16 protein-coding genes are annotated in these 17,986 nt (G+C 63.5%); 11 read left to right on the forward strand and 5 right to left on the reverse strand.

Features of this window, described 5'->3' with window-relative positions:
• The first annotated feature begins 38 nt into the window (after positions 1–38).
• Positions 39–389 carry a nucleotide pyrophosphohydrolase gene (locus tag HV798_RS13705; RefSeq protein WP_175192166.1) on the forward strand — a complete coding sequence of 117 codons (351 nt, stop codon included), beginning with the start codon at positions 39–41 and terminating at the stop codon, positions 387–389.
• Positions 390–410: 21 nt separating this feature from the next.
• Entirely contained in the window at positions 411–2,828 is a 2,418-nt protein-coding gene (locus tag HV798_RS13710) for a DNA/RNA helicase domain-containing protein (RefSeq protein WP_175192165.1), read from the forward strand.
• A gap of 25 nt (positions 2,829–2,853) precedes the next feature.
• Here the strand turns inward: HV798_RS13710 and HV798_RS13715 are convergent, their stop codons facing one another.
• On the reverse strand, positions 2,854–3,741 hold the full coding sequence (locus HV798_RS13715; RefSeq protein ID WP_175192164.1) for a methylenetetrahydrofolate reductase: 888 nt from the start codon (positions 3,739–3,741) through the stop codon (positions 2,854–2,856).
• 164 nt (positions 3,742–3,905) lie between these two features.
• Positions 3,906–4,829, reverse strand: a complete 924-nt coding sequence (locus HV798_RS13720) for a LysR family transcriptional regulator (RefSeq protein ID WP_175192163.1) — start codon at positions 4,827–4,829, stop codon at positions 3,906–3,908.
• Positions 4,830–4,972: 143 nt separating this feature from the next.
• Between HV798_RS13720 and msuE the strand changes: the two genes are divergently transcribed.
• The 3 genes from msuE (at position 4,973) to HV798_RS13735 (ending at position 7,670) form a co-directional block, all read left to right on the forward strand.
• The gene (msuE, locus tag HV798_RS13725) at positions 4,973–5,554 is read left to right on the forward strand and encodes an FMN reductase (RefSeq protein WP_025136150.1); all 582 of its coding nucleotides are present in this window, start codon (positions 4,973–4,975) and stop codon (positions 5,552–5,554) included.
• A gap of 75 nt (positions 5,555–5,629) precedes the next feature.
• Positions 5,630–6,613 carry a DUF1852 domain-containing protein gene (locus HV798_RS13730; RefSeq protein ID WP_175192162.1) on the forward strand — a complete coding sequence of 328 codons (984 nt, stop codon included), beginning with the start codon at positions 5,630–5,632 and terminating at the stop codon, positions 6,611–6,613.
• 28 nt (positions 6,614–6,641) lie between these two features.
• Entirely contained in the window at positions 6,642–7,670 is a 1,029-nt protein-coding gene (locus tag HV798_RS13735) for a methionine synthase (RefSeq protein WP_175192161.1), read from the forward strand.
• Between the two features lie 126 nt (positions 7,671–7,796).
• Here the strand turns inward: HV798_RS13735 and guaA are convergent, their stop codons facing one another.
• Positions 7,797–9,389, reverse strand: a complete 1,593-nt coding sequence (guaA, locus tag HV798_RS13740; protein WP_175192160.1) for a glutamine-hydrolyzing GMP synthase — start codon at positions 9,387–9,389, stop codon at positions 7,797–7,799.
• Positions 9,390–9,509: 120 nt separating this feature from the next.
• Positions 9,510–10,970, reverse strand: a complete 1,461-nt coding sequence (guaB, locus tag HV798_RS13745; protein ID WP_175192159.1) for an IMP dehydrogenase — start codon at positions 10,968–10,970, stop codon at positions 9,510–9,512.
• A 209-nt stretch (positions 10,971–11,179) separates the two neighbouring features.
• Here guaB and HV798_RS13750 point away from each other — a divergent pair, with 209 nt between their 5' ends.
• The 6 genes from HV798_RS13750 (at position 11,180) to HV798_RS13775 (ending at position 17,014) form a co-directional block, all read left to right on the forward strand.
• Positions 11,180–11,815: a DUF2239 family protein gene (locus tag HV798_RS13750; protein ID WP_175192158.1), complete on the forward strand. Its 636-nt coding sequence runs from the start codon at positions 11,180–11,182 to the stop codon at positions 11,813–11,815.
• A gap of 8 nt (positions 11,816–11,823) precedes the next feature.
• On the forward strand, positions 11,824–12,399 hold the full coding sequence (locus tag HV798_RS13755; RefSeq protein WP_175192157.1) for a hypothetical protein: 576 nt from the start codon (positions 11,824–11,826) through the stop codon (positions 12,397–12,399).
• Between the two features lie 17 nt (positions 12,400–12,416).
• Positions 12,417–12,800 (forward strand): DCC1-like thiol-disulfide oxidoreductase family protein, encoded by a 384-nt coding sequence (locus tag HV798_RS13760; protein WP_175192156.1) that lies wholly within the window; start codon positions 12,417–12,419, stop codon positions 12,798–12,800.
• A gap of 84 nt (positions 12,801–12,884) precedes the next feature.
• Positions 12,885–13,388, forward strand: coding sequence for a sigma-70 family RNA polymerase sigma factor (locus HV798_RS13765; protein ID WP_025136140.1), 504 nt, complete (start codon positions 12,885–12,887; stop codon positions 13,386–13,388).
• 15 nt (positions 13,389–13,403) lie between these two features.
• Positions 13,404–14,357 (forward strand): FecR family protein, encoded by a 954-nt coding sequence (locus tag HV798_RS13770; RefSeq protein WP_175192155.1) that lies wholly within the window; start codon positions 13,404–13,406, stop codon positions 14,355–14,357.
• 206 nt (positions 14,358–14,563) lie between these two features.
• Positions 14,564–17,014 (forward strand): TonB-dependent receptor, encoded by a 2,451-nt coding sequence (locus HV798_RS13775; RefSeq protein WP_281360863.1) that lies wholly within the window; start codon positions 14,564–14,566, stop codon positions 17,012–17,014.
• A 12-nt stretch (positions 17,015–17,026) separates the two neighbouring features.
• On the opposite strand, the gene HV798_RS13780 is transcribed toward HV798_RS13775, so the two are convergent.
• Positions 17,027–17,905: a LysR family transcriptional regulator gene (locus tag HV798_RS13780; protein ID WP_175192154.1), complete on the reverse strand. Its 879-nt coding sequence runs from the start codon at positions 17,903–17,905 to the stop codon at positions 17,027–17,029.
• Positions 17,906–17,986 lie beyond the last annotated feature (81 nt).

Here is a 17,986-nt window from a genome sequence, read left to right on the forward strand (position 1 = left end):
CACCGACTCACCAGCAGCATCACGCTGAGAATTCATTCATGACCGATACGCTCAAAAATCTTAGCCAGCAACAAAGCGAGTTCGCAAAGGAACGCGATTGGGAGCAGTTCCATTCGCCCAAGAACTTGGCGTCTGCGCTAATCGTGGAAGCAGGAGAATTACTCGAGCATTTTCAGTGGCTGACAGAAGAGCAAAGCCGGGCACTTTCTGCTGAAAAACTCGAAGCTGTTGGTAGCGAGATAGCGGATGTGCTCCTTTATCTCGTTCAACTGAGCAACGTGCTTGGGATTGATCCTGTGCGAGCTGCGCAGGCAAAAATTCTGATCAACTCGCAGAAGTACCCGGTCAACCGTGCCAAGGGTCGCAGCACGAAATACGATCAACTTTGACGTGCTGGAACAGGTGCAATCTTGATCATTTATCAGGCCAGCAAGACCGAATTTCTCCAACATGCGCTTCGTGATGACATCGAGGACATCATGCTGCGCCATGTCCGCCATGCTGGTGTCGCCGGTGGCGGAGAAAGCGAAGTGCGTTCGTGGCGAAGCTCGTTGTTCGAAATGGCTAAAGTGCTTCAGGATGCCGAAATTCCAGACGACGCCGGTATCGCCATCGAGTACCAGCTCCCCCGTAGTTCACAGCGTATCGACTTCATGATCACGGGAGAAGACGATACAGGGTGCCCGAAGGTCGTTATCGTCGAATTGAAGCAGTGGTCGACTTCCAGATACAGCAGCAAGGATGGGGTTGTCTGGGCACGACGGGGAGGGCGTAACGCCGAGGTAGAAGGCCCTCATCCCTCGTATCAAGCCTGGTCGTACGCAGCGCGGCTTGAGGATCTCAACGCGGCCGTTCATGAACAAGGCATTGGCCTGCACCCCTGCGCTTATTTGCACAATCATCCTCGCGATGGTCAGATCGACCATCCGCACTACGGGCCGCACATGGCGCGGGCTCCCCTCTTTCTCAAAAGCGACAAGGATAAGCTCAGCCGATTCATCAGCAAGCATGTGCGACGCGGCGATCGCTTGAAGTCGCTCTATGCCATCGAACATGGTCGCATCCAGCCATCGAAGAGCCTGATGGACTATGTGACGGGCCTGATGCAGGGCAAGAGCGAGTTCGTGCTTATTGATCAGCAAAAGGTCGTTTACGAGTCCATTCTGCAGATAGAAGCCCGCTCGCGCGCGCAGAAGCAGGTCATCATCGTCCGAGGAGGCCCTGGCACCGGTAAGTCGGTTCTAGCCATCAATCTTTTAGCAGCACTTATAGGCCAGCAGCGCAACGCACGGTACGTGACGAAGAATCGCGCCCCCCGAGAGGTGTTTCAAGCCAAGTTGACGGGTACATTTACCAAGACTCGACTTGGCAACCTGTTCAGCGGCTCAGGATCTTTCACTGACGACACGCCCGATAGCCATGACGTTCTGTTGGTAGATGAAGCGCACCGACTTAACGAGAAGAGTGGCCTCTATCGCAACATGGGCGAGAATCAGGTCTTGGAGATCATCCGGTCAGCGCACTGCACTGTCTTCTTTACGGACGACGATCAACGGGTCACGATCTTTGATATTGGTCACACCGAAGAACTGAAAAATCAGGCCAAAGCACAGGGCGCCGAAATCACGGAACTGGAGTTGACGTCGCAATTTCGATGCAATGGTTCGGAAGGCTATCTCGCCTGGCTGGACAACACGCTGGAAATTCGACCCACGGCCAATCCAGTGCTAGACCCAACTGACTACGATTTCCGGGTATTTGATAGCCCGACCGAAATGCATGGCCTCATTGCTGCGAAAAACCAGCTGAATAACCGCTCTCGCGTTGTTGCCGGCTATTGCTGGCCTTGGCCAAGCAAGAAGAACCCCGCAGCGTGGGACATCGAACTATCCCAATTCGGTTATCAAAAGCGCTGGAACCTCAGCACAGACGGGAGCCTATGGATCGTCAAGCCCGGCTCTGTCCAGGAAGTGGGCTGCATCCACACCTGTCAAGGCCTGGAATTGGACTACGTCGGCGTCATCATTGGCGACGACTTGGTCTACCGTGATGGTCAGATCAAGACGGATGCTACGCAGCGTGCGTCTTCCGACCAATCTGTACGTGGACTCAAGAAGATGATGCGAGAGAACCCGGATAATGCGCGGGGACTGGCGGATCTCATCATCAAGAACACCTACCGCACGCTGATGACCCGAGGCATGAAAGGTTGCTATGTCTATTGCACCGACAAAGCGCTCGGTGAATACCTCCGCAACAGACTGGGTTCTACTACGGAACCGCTATCTGAACCGCTCTTGCAAGCCGACGACACCAACGTCGTGCCATTGAAACAAGTCATAGAACCCAAGCGTCAAAACAGCTTGACTGCGCTGCCACTCATCGACATCAAGATGGCAGCAGGGACTTTCTCAGACGCCCAGATGCTAGACGAGGCCGCTACCCAGTGGCTCGAACCGCCAGATTGGATTACCCCGCAGCCCGGCCTCTTCGTGGCTCAAGTTGTGGGCGAGTCAATGAGCCGACGAATCCCCAACGGGTCATGGTGCCTGTTCCGAGCGAAACCAAGCGGTACCCGTCAAGGCAAGGTTGTAATCGCCCAGCATCGCAGCATTGATGATCCAGAGACGGGCGGCAAATATACGGTCAAAGTCTACTCAAGCAAGAAAACGATCAACGCTGACGGCAGTTGGCATCACGAGCAGATCATTCTGCATCCGGATTCACTGCAGCCCGGCTATGAACCGATCGTTATCAGCCGAGATGTAGATGACGATGAGTTCACAATCGCTGCGGAACTGCTGACCGTCCTTGAGAACGAACCCTGAGTGTCCGTTGCCGCCTGACTGAGCATCAAGACACCGCCGGACCGGCGCGATCCAGCGCCGGGGTCCGCGCCCGATACTGCTCGATCCATTTCACCGACTGCGCAATCCCTCCGAACGGAAAGAAATGCAGGCTCACCGGTCCATGGGCGTCCGTCAGTCCGGCGGTCAGGCGATCCACGAACACATCCGGCCCCGCCGTGCCGAACAGCTTGCCCAGCGAGATACCGTACTTGGACCACATTGACGCGCAGGCGCTGACGCCGCACAGGGCGGCATAGCGCGCCAGCACCGCAATGCCCGCCGGCCCGGGCACCCCCACTCGCACGGGGTGGCCAATGCCCCGCTCGCGCAGCGTTTGCAGCCACGCCAGCGCCACGTCGGCATCAAATCCGAACTGCGTGATGATCAGGGGCGCCATGCCCCGGCTGGCGATCATCTGGCACTTGCGTTCCAGCACCTCCCACCGATCGGACGCGCTCATGACCGGATGCCCTTCCGGATGCCCGCCCACGCCAACGACCCGGACGCCCGCGCGTTCGAAAACGCCGGTTTCGATCAATGATGCACTGTCGGCAAACGGCCCAACCGGGGTCGACGGGTCGCCTGCGATCACGAAGCAGCGCTCGACTCCAGCTTCAGCCACCGCGCGCGTGACGAACGCATCCAGCTCGGCAAGCGACGCGATTCGCCGTGCGGACAGGTGCGGCATGGGCTCGAAGCCCAGCGCGCGCACGGCCCGCGCGGCAGCCAATCGCGCCTGGTCGTCCTGGCCGGGCAGGTAGGGAATGGAAATGGTCGACCCGGGCAATATCCGGGGCGCCGCGGCGGTCAGCGCGGCAATGTCCTTCGTGCTGACTTCCAACGAATAGCCGTCGGTGATGTGGCGAAGGGACTTGGGCGTACTGGGATGCATCAGGGAATCAGTGAAAGGCCCGCCGAACGGCTCGAAAGATGGTTAGACGAATGCGCTCGACGAACGGGCTCGACGAACGGGCTCGACAAACGGGTTCGACAAACGGGCTCGACAAATGGATTTGCCAGTCGGCTCAGCGGACGGTCTGCGTTCAGCGGTAGGGTTCAGGCAATGGCTTCCGGCGCAATGGCGGCCACGGGCACGGCGGCGGGATGGCGGGCCAGTTCGATGAATGCCCGCACATAGTCGATGGCCGTATCGGCCTCTCGCGCGCCCAGGAAGATCTGCTTGGCGATGCCGCGCACACCCAGCCGCACGGGCACCACGTCCATCCTGGCGGCGTATTCCTCGACCAGCCAGCGCGGCAAGGCGGCCACGCCGCGGCCGCTGGCCACCATCTGCACCATGATGTCGGTGGTCTCGATGGCCTTGTGGCGCCTGGGCGTAACTCCCGCCGGCAACAGAAACTGGTTGTAGATGTCCAGGCGCTCGATGTCCACGGGGTAGCTGATCAGCACTTCCTGGGTCAGCTGCTGGGGCTTCACGTAGGCCGCGCCCGCCAGGGGGTGGCCCTTGGCCACGACCAGCACCTGTTCGTAGTCGAACACCGGCTCGAACTTCAGGCCGGGCTTGAACAGCGGGTCGGGCGTGACCAGCAGGTCGATCTCGTAGCCGAACAACGCGCCGATTCCGCCGAACTGGAATTTCTGCTTGACGTCCACATCCACGTCCGGCCAGGCCGCCAGGTAGGGAGACACCACCTTGAGCAGCCACTGGTAGCACGGGTGGCATTCCATGCCGATGCGCAGCGCGCCGCGTTCGCCCTGCGCGAACTGGCCCAGGCGCTCTTCGGCCAGGTCCAGCTGCGGCAGCACCCGGTTGGCCACTGCCAGCAGGTATTGGCCGGCCTGCGTCAGCCGCAGGCTGCGACCTTCGCGCAGCCAGACGTCGGTGCCCAGCTGCTGTTCCAGCTTCTTCATGCTGTGGCTCAGGGCCGACTGGGTCAGGTTCAGCACGCCCGCGGCGGCTGTCAGTGACCCCTGTTTTTCGACCTGCTGGACGATGCTGAGGTGGATGCGCTCAAGCATTCAGATGATTCTCGCTCATGGATTCGTGAAATAAAACCATTTTACTTCATCACCCCCCTCCTCTAGCATGCGCTTCCGGCTTGTTGCTGCACCTGCACAAAAGCAGATGCGGCGCCGGGTAGATCCCTTCAAGTGAAGCAAAAATGACACGCCCCCTCCGTCTAGTCGCAGTTTCCGGCGGACTGCAACGCCCCTCCAAGTCTGCGGCCCTGGCCGAGCACCTGCTGGACCTGATCGCAGACGAATTCCCCTGCGAACAGCACCTGGTCGAACTGGGTCAGCTTGCCCCGCAACTGGCGGGCGCGGTCTGGCGTTCGCAACTGCCCGACACGGTCGAGCGGGAACTGAGCCTCGTCGAGCAAGCGGACATCCTGGTGGTGACCACCCCCGTCTACCGCGGCTCTTACACGGGCCTGTTCAAGCATTTCTTCGACTTCATCGACCAGGACGCCCTGGTCGACACGCCCGTCCTGCTCGCGGCCACCGGCGGCAGCGAACGCCACGCGCTGATGATCGACCATCAACTGCGGCCGCTGTTCAGCTTCTTCCAGGCGCGCACCTTGCCGCTGGGCGTCTACGCCACCGACAAGGATTTCGTCGACTACCGCCTGCAAGACCCGGCCCTGATCGAACGGGCCAAGCTGGCCATCCAGCGGGCATTGCCCTTCATCGAACTGACGCGCGATCTACGCGCCGCCCTGGCGCAAGAAGCGGTCGCGGCCTGAAAGCCAAGGCCCCCACTGCCCAAACCAGCGTTACCGCCCTGCAGACCTTTTTAAAAACTGGCACACCCAATCAAAATGAGCAACGCGTTCACCTTCAGCATCAAAAGCATCAATTTTGATGAAAATTATCAGCCGTCTGACAGTACGCGCATCACGACCAACTTCGCCAATCTGGCCCGGGGTACGAGTCGCCAGGAGAATCTGCGCAACACCCTGAAGATGATCGACAAGCGCTTCAACAGCCTGGCGCATTGGGACAACCCCACGGGTGACCGCTATTCGGTCGAAGTCGAGATCATTTCCGTTGAAATGAACATGGGCGCCGAAGGCGGCGATGCCATTTTCCCGCTGATCGAGATCCTGAAGACCAACATCGTCGACAAGAAGAACAACGAGCGCATCGAAGGCATCGTCGGCAACAACTTCTCGTCGTACGTGCGCGACTACGACTTCAGCGTGCTGCTGCCCGAGCACAACAACAACAAAACCACCTTCAGCACGCCCGACAATTTCGGCGAACTGCACGGCAAACTCTTCAAGCACTTCGTCAATTCCAGCGCCTACAAGGCCAACTTCAGCAAGCCGCCCGTCATCTGTATCAGCGCCTCGAGCAGCAAGACCTACCAGCGCACGGAAAACCAGCACCCCATCCTGGGCGTTGAATACCAGCAGAACGAATTCTCGTCGACCGACCAGTACTTCGAAAAAATGGGCTTGCAGGTCCGCTACTTCATGCCCCCGGGCAGCGCCGCGCCGCTGGCCTTCTACTTCCAGGGCGATCTGCTGGGCCACTACACCACGCTTGAGCTGATCAGCATCATCAGCACGATGGAAACGTTCCAGAAGATCTACCGCCCCGAGATCTACAACGCCAATTCCGCCGCGGGCAAGCTCTATCAACCGAGCCTGAAGAACCAGGACTACTCGTTGACGCAGATCGTCTACGACCGCGAAGAACGCAGCCAGCTGGCCGTCAAGCAAGGCAAGTTCACGGAAGAACACTTCATCAAGCCGTACGCCAAGACGCTCGAAAACTGGGCCGCCAACGCCGCCCTCTAATCACTAGAAACACACAAGACCACAGATCATGAAAAAACTTCTGCCCACTTCCACCGCCGGCAGCCTGCCCAAGCCCTCCTGGCTGGCCCAGCCTGAAAAGCTCTGGTCGCCCTGGAAGCTGCAAGACGAAGAACTGGTCGAGGGCAAGCAAGACGCCCTGCGTCTGGCCCTGCAAGAACAGCAACACGCCGGCATCGACATCGTCAGCGACGGCGAGCAAACCCGTCAGCACTTTGTCACCACGTTCATCGAACACCTCAGCGGCGTCGATTTCGAAAAGCGCGAAACCGTCCGCATTCGTGACCGCTACGACGCCAGCGTGCCCACCGTCGTGGGCGACGTCAGCCGCCAGAAGCCGGTCTTCGTCGAAGACGCCAAGTTCCTTCGCCAGCAGACCAAGCAGCCCATCAAGTGGGCCCTGCCCGGCCCCATGACGATGATCGACACGCTGTACGACGGCCACTACAAGAGCCGCGAAAAACTGGCCTGGGAATTCGCCAAGATCCTGAACCAGGAAGCCCGCGAACTCGAAGCCGCAGGCGTCGACATCATTCAATTCGACGAACCGGCCTTCAACGTCTTCTTCGACGAAGTGAATGACTGGGGCATCGCCACCCTGGAACGCGCCATCGAAGGCCTGAAGTGCGAAACCGCCGTGCACATCTGCTACGGCTACGGCATCAAGGCCAACACCGACTGGAAGAAGACCCTGGGTTCGGAATGGCGCCAGTACGAGGAATCGTTCCCCAAGCTGCAGCAATCCAACATCGACATCATCTCGCTGGAATGCCACAACTCGCACGTGCCGATCGATCTGCTCGAACTGATCCGCGGCAAGAAGGTCATGGTCGGCGCCATCGACGTGGCCAGCGACAAGATTGAGACGCCGGAAGAAGTGGCCAATACGCTGCGCAAGGCGTTGAAGTTCGTGGATGCGGACAAGCTGTATCCGTGCACGAACTGCGGCATGGCGCCGCTCTCGCGGGCGATTGCGAAGGGCAAACTGCTGGCGCTGAGCGAAGGCGCGGAGATTGTTCGGAAGGAATTGCAGGGCTGATAGCCCACTGAAGCGAGATGGGGGGAGAGATTGAAGCGGTAGCTTGGTTGTTCTCCAAACCAAATCCCCCAATGAAAAAAGGCGCCGAGGCGCCTTTTTTCATTTACCGCGAAACCTGCTGCGGCGTTATTCCCACTCAATCGTCGCCGGCGGCTTGCTCGACACGTCGTAAACAACCCGATTGATCCCGCGCACCTCATTGATGATCCGCGAAGACACCCGAGCCAGCAGCGGATGCGGCAGCGGCGCCCAATCTGCCGTCATGAAGTCAAACGTCTGCACGGCACGCAGGGCCACGACGTATTCGTACGTACGGCCATCGCCCATCACGCCCACCGATTTCACCGGCAGGAACACGGCAAAGGCTTGCGAGGTCAGCTCGTACCAGGTCAGGCCGCTGGCTTCGTCCTTGGTGTTGCGCAGTTCTTCGATGAAGATGGCATCGGCACGGCGCAGCAGTTCGGCGTATTCGTGCTTCACTTCGCCCAGGATGCGCACGCCCAGGCCAGGGCCGGGGAACGGGTGGCGGTAGACCATCTGCGGCGGCAGGCCCAGGGCGACGCCCAGTTCGCGGACTTCGTCCTTGAACAGCTCGCGCAGGGGTTCGAGCAGCTGCAGGTTCAGGGTGTCGGGCAGGCCGCCCACGTTGTGGTGCGACTTGATCGAGGTGGCCTTGCCGGTCTTGGCGCCGGCCGATTCGATGACGTCGGGGTAGATGGTGCCCTGGGCCAGCCACTTGGCGCTTTGCTGCTTGCCGGCTTGTTCCTGGAACACTTCGACGAACTCGCGGCCGATGATCTTGCGCTTGGCTTCGGGGTCGGCCACGCCGGACAGCTTGCCCATGAATTGGGCGGTGGCGTCGACGTGAATGATCTTGACGCCCATGTTCTCGGCGAAGGTCTGCATGACCTGCTTGCCTTCGTCCAGGCGCAAGAGGCCGTGGTCGACGAAGACGCAGGTGAGCTGGTCGCCGATGGCCTTGTGGATCAGCGCGGCAGCCACCGACGAATCGACGCCGCCGGACAGGCCGAGGATGACTTCGTCGGTGCCGACCTGCTCGCGGATGCGGGCAACGGCTTCGGCGACGTAGTCGGGCATGTTCCAGTCGCCCTGGCATTCGCAGATCTCGTTGACGAAGCGGGCCAGCATGGCCTTGCCTTGAACGGTGTGCGTGACTTCGGGGTGGAACTGGACGGCGTAGAAGCGGCGGTCTTCGTCGGCCATGCCGGCGATGGGACACGACGGCGTGGACGCCATGATCTTGAAGCCCGGGGGCAGCTCGGTGACTTTGTCGCCGTGGCTCATCCAGACCTTGAGCATGCCGTGGCCGTCGGCGGTGGTGAAGTCTTCCAGGCCTTCCAGCAGCTTGGTGTGGCCGTGGGCGCGGACTTCGGCGTAGCCGAATTCGCGGTGGTCGGAGAAGCTGACCACGCCGCCCAGTTGCTGCGCCATGGACTGCATGCCGTAGCAGATGCCCAGCACGGGCACGCCCAGCTCGAACACGGCGTGGGGCACGCGCATGGAGCCTTCTTCGTAAGCCGAAGCGTGGCTGCCCGACAGGATGATGCCCTTGAGGCCTTGCGCCATTTGTTCGCGCACGAAGGCGTCGTCGACGTCGCCCGGGTGCACTTCGGAATAGACGCCGGCTTCGCGAACGCGACGGGCGATCAGTTGGGTGACTTGCGAACCGTAGTCGAGAATGAGGATGCGCTGGTGCATGGAGACTCTACCGGTAATGAAAGAAATCGCTGTAAATAAAACCGCACCGGCAGACCCGCTGACTGATTTTGCGGTTCTGCCGGTGCGTGATGCATGACATTGTAGTTGACTGTACGGGGATCAGTCGGCGCGGTAGTTGGGCGCTTCCTTGGTGATCTGTACGTCGTGCACGTGGGATTCGCGGACACCGGCGGAGGTGATTTCCACGAATTCGGCCTTGGTGCGCATGTCGTCGATGGTGGCGGCGCCGCAGTAACCCATCGAGGCGCGGATGCCGCCGACCAGTTGGTAGATGATGGCCAGCACGCTGCCCTTGTAGGGGACGCGGCCTTCGATGCCTTCGGGGACCAGTTTGTCGGCGTTGTTGGCCGGGTCCTGGAAGTAGCGATCGGCCGAGCCGTCGGTCATGGCGCCCAGGCTGCCCATGCCGCGGTACGACTTGTACGAACGGCCTTGGAACAGCACGACTTCGCCCGGGGCTTCTTCGGTGCCGGCGAACATGCCGCCCATCATGCACGAGAAGGCGCCGGCCGCCAGGGCCTTGGCGACGTCGCCCGAGTAGCGGATGCCGCCGTCGGCGATGAGGGGCACGCCCGTGCCTTCGAGCGCCTTGGCGACTTCAGAGATGGCATGGATTTGCGGCACGCCGACACCGGCGACGATGCGGGTGGTGCAGATCGAGCCGGGGCCGATGCCGACCTTGACGCCGTCGGCGCCGTACTCGACCAGCGCGCGCGCGGCGGCGGCGGTGGCGATGTTGCCGCCGATGACTTCAACCTTGGGGTAGTTCTGCTTGACCCAGCGCACGCCTTCCAGCACGCCCTTGGAGTGGCCGTGGGCGGTGTCGACGATGAGGACGTCGACGCCAGCGGCAACCAGCTTTTCCACGCGCTCTTCGGTGCCGGCACCCACGCCGACCGCTGCGCCGACGCGCAACTGGCCCTGGGTGTCTTTGCTGGCGAGCGGGTGTTCGGTGTTCTTGACGATGTCTTTGACGGTGGCCAGGCCACGCAGCTCGAAGCCGTCGTTGACGATCAGCACGCGCTCGAGGCGGTGCTTGTGCATCAGGGCCTGCGCTTCATCGAGCGTGGCGCCTTCTTTCATGGTGACCAGGCGTTCCTGCGGCGTCATGATGTTGCGCAGGGGTTGGTCGAGGTTTTCTTCGAAACGCAGGTCGCGGTTGGTGACGATACCGACCAGCTTGCGGCCTTCGACGACCGGCAGGCCCGAGATGCCATGCTGGCGCTGCAACGCAATGGCGTCGCGCACTTTCATCTGGGGGGTGACGGTGACCGGATCGATCACGATGCCGAATTCGTGGCGCTTGACGCGGGCGACTTCACGGGCCTGGGCGTCGGCGGACAGATTCTTGTGGATGATCCCGATGCCACCTTCCTGGGCCATGGCGATGGCCAGGCGGGACTCGGTGACGGTGTCCATGGCGGCGGACACGAGGGGGATGTTCAGGCTGATGTTGCGGGTGAGGCGCGTGGCCAGGGAGGTGTCGCGCGGCAACACCTCGGAATACGCAGGCACCAACAACACATCGTCGAAGGTGAGCGCTTTTTGAACGAGACGCATGGGTAACTCCGGGCGCAAAGCAAGATTATACGCCGCCTGTGTGTTTTGACTAGGTATTGACCCTAGGTCGGCGCAGGATTTTTGCGACTTTTTTCATGGGCGTGGCGCGGCCGCGACTATTTTTACCCGGATTATATTGACAGACGCTTTTCGGCGGATCACAATGCATTCCATCAAATTTACCCGGGCAAAATTTAACCCGTACCGCCATGACCACGATTCCCTCCTCTGCCGCAACGCCCGCGGGCGCCCTGCATACCGCCTTTGAAGGCCACCGCCTGCTGGCGCGCGGGCCGCTGGCCGATATAGCGCTGACCGTGCGGCAAACCTCGGCCGCCGGCAGCGATGCCGCCATCCTGGTGTTCGATGACCAGACCGGCAAGCAGGTCGACCTGGACCTGCGTGGCGACGACGCGCAGATTCGCCAGCGCTACCAGCCGCAGCCTATTGCCAGCGCCGCGCCAGTGGAAGACGCGGCCGAGGCCGCCGACGCTGCCCCGCGCGGCCGCGGTCGGCCCAAGCTGGGCGTGGTGCCGCGCGAAGTGACGCTGCTGCCGCGCCACTGGGACTGGCTGGGCGCGCAGCCCGGCGGCGCCTCGGTGGCGCTGCGCAAGCTGGTGGAACAGGCGCGCCGCGACAACGAGGCGCGCGACCAGCAACGCCAGCGCCAGGAGGCCGCCTACCATTTCATGTCCAGCATGGCGGGCAACCTGGCGGGCTTCGAAGAAGCCACGCGCGCCCTGTATGCCGGCGACCGCGAGCGGTTCGCGCGGCAGTTGGCCGACTGGCCGCAGGACGTGCGTGACTACGCCATGCACCTGGCGTGGGCGGACGCGGCGGCGTAGGCGGCGAGATGACGCGCGGTATCCGGATAGGCGGGGCCCGGGGCGGGATCGGCGGGGCCCTGGCCGTGGTGGCGTTGGCGCTGGCCGGCGCCTGGGGCTGGCACGCCTATCGGCAGCCAGGCGCGTCGGACGTGCCCCGGTTGGAGGCCTTGCTTGCCTATGTGCAACCGCTGCGCATCTCCAGCTATTCGGCCGAGGGGCCGAAGCAGTTGGAGTTCGCGGCCAAGCAATACGCGGCCATTCCAGAAGCAACCCTTGAAGCAACCATTCGATATTGCGAGCCGGCCGGCGAAAAGTGCCAATTGCCAGGTCAACCGCCGGCCCAGGCCTTTGATGCGCAAGCGGCCGCCCAGCATGCGGATTTGCGTCGGCGCATCCGCGAGCTGGGGCTGGCGATTGACGCCTTTCATATCGAGTACGACGCGTCGGGCGCCGTGGCGCATGCCACGCTGGACGTGGCGGACCGCTACCTGCTCTGGTACGAATATTCGCCGCAGGAACCGCTGCTGTCGTCGCACCCCCAGTTGGTCGTCACGCCCCTGGCCGGTCCGTGGTATCTGCAGGAAGATATCGACTGGAACTAGGCTGGTAAGCTCTCTATATGGATACCACCCCCCAGAACTTCCTGCTGTACGACGGCGACTGCCCGTTCTGCACGAATTACGTGCAAAGGGTGCAGTTGCAGAAGGCCGTGGGGCCGGTGGCGCTCTTGAACATGCGCGAGCACCCGGACCTGGCCGCCGCCTTTCGCCAGCAAGGCTATGACCTGAACGAAGGCATGCTGCTGCGGCTGGACGGCAAGACCTATTGGGGCGCCGACTGCATCAACCGGCTGGCGCTCATCAGCACCGACAACGACCTGTTCAACAAGGTGAACGCCGCGGTGTTTCGCAACCCGTGCCTGTCGGCCGCACTGTATCCGTTCATGCGGCGCGGGCGCGCGCTGACGCTGGCGTTGATGGGCAAGAAGAAGATGCCGGCCTGAACGGGCGGGCGCTGCCGGCCAAAGCCGCTTGCCACAATCAAATGCAACGCATTATCATTCCGGTCCCACTTTACGGCCACCGGTATGGCAAGCCGCTTATCACGCGCGAAGGGATTCCTGCCCTTCTACGAGGAATTGCTGCGCACGTGGACGCGACGCCTGGGCAACCGGCCCGCGGCCGAAGACCTGTCGCACGACACCCTGCTCAAGTGCCTGGAGGCGGATGACGCCGCCGTGCGGGAGCCGCGCGCCTATCTGCACCAGACGGCGCGCAACCTGGTCATCGACCAGCATCGGCGCGAAGGCGGCGTCGAGCTGCTGCCGCTTGATATCATTGCGGCCCACCCCAGCCGCCTGGGCGACCCGGTGTCGCAGGCCCGGTCGGGCCAATTGACGCAGGACCTGGAACGCGCGCTAGCCGAGCTGCCCGAAAAATGCCGCCAGGTGTTCCTGTGGCAACGGCTGGAAGGCCTGACCCAGGCCGAGATCGCCGAACGCATGGGCCTTAGCAAGAACATGGTCGAAAAACACATGATCCGCGCCTTGCGCCACCTGCGCCAGCGCCTTAGCGCGCATGCGCCGCACTAGCCGCGCGCCCTTGCCATGACACACACCCTGCCCGCCCCGCCCTCTACGGCTGACGCCGCCGCGCGCTGGTTTGCGCGCGCGCAGTCGGGCGACATGACCGAGGCCGAGCGGCAGGCGCTGCGCGATTGGCTGGAGGCCGACCCGCGCCACCGCTACGAATACGATTTTCTTGAGCGCCTGTGGCAAGCGTCTGCCCAGGTGCAGCCCGAACGCATGCAACGCCAGGCCGCCGCGCCGCGTCGGCGCAAATTCCTGGTGGGCGCGGGCGCGACGCTGGCCCTGGCGTTGGCCGTGGCGGGCGGCGTCGTGCTGATGATGCCCGGTGACCAGAGGATGGAACTGGCCACGGGCATCGGCGAACGCAAGCAACTGCAATTGCCCGATGGCTCGCTGCTGGAGCTGAACACGCGCAGCCAGGTACGAGTGCGGCTGGGCAAGGCGCAGCGCCAGGTGGAACTGGTGGCGGGCCAGGTGATGTTCACGGTGGCGCACGATTCGCAGCGGCCGTTCGTCGTTGACGTGGGCCGCGGGTCGGTCACCGTCACGGGCACGCGCTTCGAGGTGCGGCGCGACGACGGCGGCGCGGACGTGGTGGTCGAGTCCGGGTCGGTGCGGGTCGACGGCGCGCCCGGCCCCACGGGCGCGACCGCCGCGCTGACAGCCGGACAGCGCGTAGCGCTGGACGCCCAGGGCCGACTGGGGCCGGTGACGGCCGCCGATGTCGACGCGGTGCTGGCCTGGCGCAACGGCAAGCTGGTGTTTTCCAACGCGGCGCTGGCCGACGTGGCACGCGAAGTGTCGCGCTACCGCCCCATGCCGATCGTGGTCGATGCCGCGTCCGCCCGCATGCGCCTGACAGGCATGTTCAACACCGCCGACCCCGACAGCCTGTTGGCCGCCCTGCCCCAATTGCTGCCGGTGGCGGTGCGCCGGCTGCCGGACGGCACGGCGCAGGTGAGCGCGCGCTGATCCTGTCGCCGCGGCAGGCATCGGCTTTCGCGCCGTCGTTACAAATTTCCATTCAGGTTTTTTCGCCGGATTGCGTCTTCCGCAGAAGCAACCCCGCTTCATCACGCCTGTCCCGGGCGGCAAAAGCGGCGGACACCCCTACGGCAAAGAACAGGAGCAGGAACGTGCAGGCATGGTTGGAACACTTGGGGTTGGAACACTCCGCAATGGACTCGCGTCGCCCATCGCGCGGCGGCATGCGAGCCGGCGCGCTACGCCTGGCGCCCGTCGCCCTGGCGCTGGCCTGCGCCTGCGCACCGGTTGCCGCGCAGACACAGCCCGCCCCCGCCCCGATCGCCTTCAGCATGCCCGCGCAACCGCTGGACGCCGCACTCAAGAGCCTGGCGCAGCGCACGCCGCTGCAATTGTTCTACACGCCCGAGGTGGTGGCGGGCCTGCAAGCGCCGGCCCTGTCGGGCAGCTATACGCCCGAACAGGCGCTGGCGCAGTTGCTGCGCGGCAGCGGCCTGGAACAGCGCCGCGAAGGCAATGCCATCGTGCTGCAACGGGCCGCGGCCGCCCAGGCCGGCCCCGTGACGCTGGCCGCGGTGGAAGTCAGCGCGTCGCGCACCCAGTCCGACCTGGCCAGCCCGACCCGGCAGACCACGGTGATCGAGCGTGACCAGTTGCAGGAACTGCGCACGGGTTCGGACAGCCTGGCCACGGTGCTGGCCAAGGCGGTGCCGGGCATGGCCGATTCCAGCCGCACCATCACCGACTATGGCCAGACGCTGCGCGGGCGCAGCATGCTGGTGCTGGTGGACGGCATTCCGCTGAACACCAACCGCGATTCCGCGCGCAACCTGGCCAACATCGACCCCGGGCTGATCGAACGGGTGGAAGTCCTGCGCGGCAGCAGCGCGATCTACGGCGCGGGCGCCACGGGCGGCATCGTGTCCATCACCACGCGCCCGGCCGGCGGCCCCGACGTGGCCGAGACCACGCTCAGCGCCACGTCGCCGTTGACGCGCCTGCGCGCCGACGGCCTGGGCGGCCAGTTGCAGCAGCACTTTGCCGGCAGCCAAGGCAAGCTGGACTACGCCTTCGACGTGGGCGGCCGGCATATCGGCAGTTCGTACGACGCCAACGGCAACCGCATCGCCCCCGAGCCCAGCCAGGGCGACATGTTCAACGCCAACGCCTTCAATGTGGGCGCCAAGCTGGGCGTGCGGCTGGACGACAACCAGCGCGTGCAGTTGTCGGTCAGCCACTACAACGCCGACCAGGACACCCGCTACGCGTCGGACCCCGCGGTAGCGCGCCTGCCGCCGGGCTCGGCCACGGCGCGCCCGCTGGACGGGCTGCAGCTGGACGACCAGAACCAGATCCGCAATACCCTGGTGAACCTGGAATACCAGCACCAGTCGCTGTGGGGCAGCAAGCTCAGCACCCAGGTGTACTACCGCGACTACTACACCCGCTTCACGCCGTTCGATGCGCGCGCCGTGGTCACGCGCGGCAACAACGTCGACCAGGTGATGCAGAATTCGCACGTGCTCGGCAGCCGCATCACGGTGGACACGCCGCTGGGCGATGCCAAGCGCACCAAGCTGCTGTGGGGCCTGGACTTCAACCAGGAACGCAGCGACATGCCGAACGACATCTTCGACCCCGTGGCGTACGACGCCAGCGGCGGACGGGTGTTTCGCCGCACCGGCACCGTGACCTACATGCCCGAGCTGACCACCCGTAGCACCGGCCTGTTCGGCCAGCTGGAACACAAGTTCAACGACCAGTGGTCCGCGCAAGGCGGCGTGCGCTACGAATATTCCAGCGCCCGTTTCGACGATTTCGTGCCGCTGTCGCAGTCGCGGGTGGCCAATCCGCAGACGATCAAGGGCGGCTCGGTCAGCTACGACGCGCTGCTGTTCAATGCAGGGCTGGCCTATGCGCCGGTGCGCGGGCAGGAGTTCTATACCTCGTTCAGCCAGGGCTTCCAGCTGCCGGATATCGGCGTGCAGATGCGCAATGCCCGCCCGGGCTTCGACATTGCGTCGTCGGACCTGCAACCGGTGAAGACCAACAACTATGAACTGGGCTGGCGCGGCGGCTTCGGCAATACGTCGGCGACGCTGGCGGTGTTCTATTCGACGTCCAAGCTGGGCGACGTGCAAAGCTTCAACAACGGGCTGATCCTGACCCGCACGGAAGAAAAGATCTTCGGCGTCGAAGGCAGCCTGGACTACAGCACCGACGATGACCGCTGGGGCGCCGGCGGCACCTTCACCTGGACGCGTGGCCGCGAAACACCGGACGGCCAGCCCAGCCAGCCCATGACCGGCTACCGCATCCCGCCGCTCAAGCTGACAGGCTACCTGCAATACCGCCCCAACGAGCGCTGGAGCAACCGCGTGCAGGTCACGTATTTCGGCAGCAAGGATTACCGGCTGGACGGCGTGAACAGTTTCGGGCGCCGCGAGGTCAGCAGCTACACCACGGTGGACCTGATCAGCCGCTACGAACTGAGCAAGCAGGACACGCTGACGCTGGGCATCGAAAACCTGTTCAATCGCGACTACTACCCGCAGTACAGCCAGCTGATGCGCAACAGCCTGAACAGCAGCCGCCTGCCCGCCGCCGGCACGGTGCTGACGGCGATGTACACGCATCGCTGGTAGGCCGCCTGCGCGTCACGCCGTTTCTGCGACCTGCGTAAGAAACGCGGCCAGCGCGGGGTTGTCGTGCTGCGCGTGCCACGCCAGGTACATGTCGGCATAGAGATCGCGCTGGCCCAGCGGCCGGAATTCCACGCCTTCCAGGCGCAGCTCGCGCGCCGAATCCGGCACGATGCCTGCACCCAGCCCGGCGCGCACCAAGGCCAGCAAGGTGTGCGTCTGGCTGGCGCGCTGCACGTATTCCGGCTGCACGTCGGCCAGCCCGAAGGCGCCGACGATGCGGTCATAGAAGTACTTGCCTTCCCGCGGCGAATACAGCACGAACGGCTGCCCCTGCAACAGGCGCAGCGGCACGACGGCGTGCGCGCACAGCGGCGACCCTGCCGGCAGCGCCAGCACCAGCGGCTCGCGCTCGATCAGGCGGGCTTCGATGCCGCTTTGCTGCGGCACGCTGCGCGCCAGGATCGCATCCACCTCGCGCGCCACCAACAGGCGCGACAGATCAGTGCTGACGGTTTCGCGCAGCTGGATGTCCACGCCGGGCAGCCGCTTGCGCGCCCGCACCACCAGCGACGGCATCAGCCGGTACGACGCCACCGCGGTGAACCCTAGCGTGATGTGCCCGGCCTCGCCGCCCGACGTGCGCCGGGCGATGGCCGCGGCGCGCGCGGAATACTCCAGCAAGTGGCGGGCATCGCGCAAGAAGCGCCTGCCCGCCGCGCTCAGTTCCACCTGGCGGCTGCTGCGTTCGAACAGCGTCACGCCCAGGTCTTGCTCCAGCAACTGGATCTGCCGCGACAGCGGCGGCTGCGTCATGCACAGGCGCTGCGCTGCGCGGCCGAAGTGCAGTTCTTCGGCCACGGCGATGAAGCATTCAAGCTGGCGGAATTCCATCGATTCAATCCTTGAATTGATCAATGCTATTTATAGCTCGAACAGTCATCCATCGACAGGCATTCCTATACTCGGCCGCAG

Origin of the sequence: Achromobacter deleyi, assembly GCF_902859705.1 — a bacterium.
GTDB classification, from domain to species: Bacteria; Pseudomonadota; Gammaproteobacteria; order Burkholderiales; family Burkholderiaceae_B; genus Achromobacter; species Achromobacter deleyi.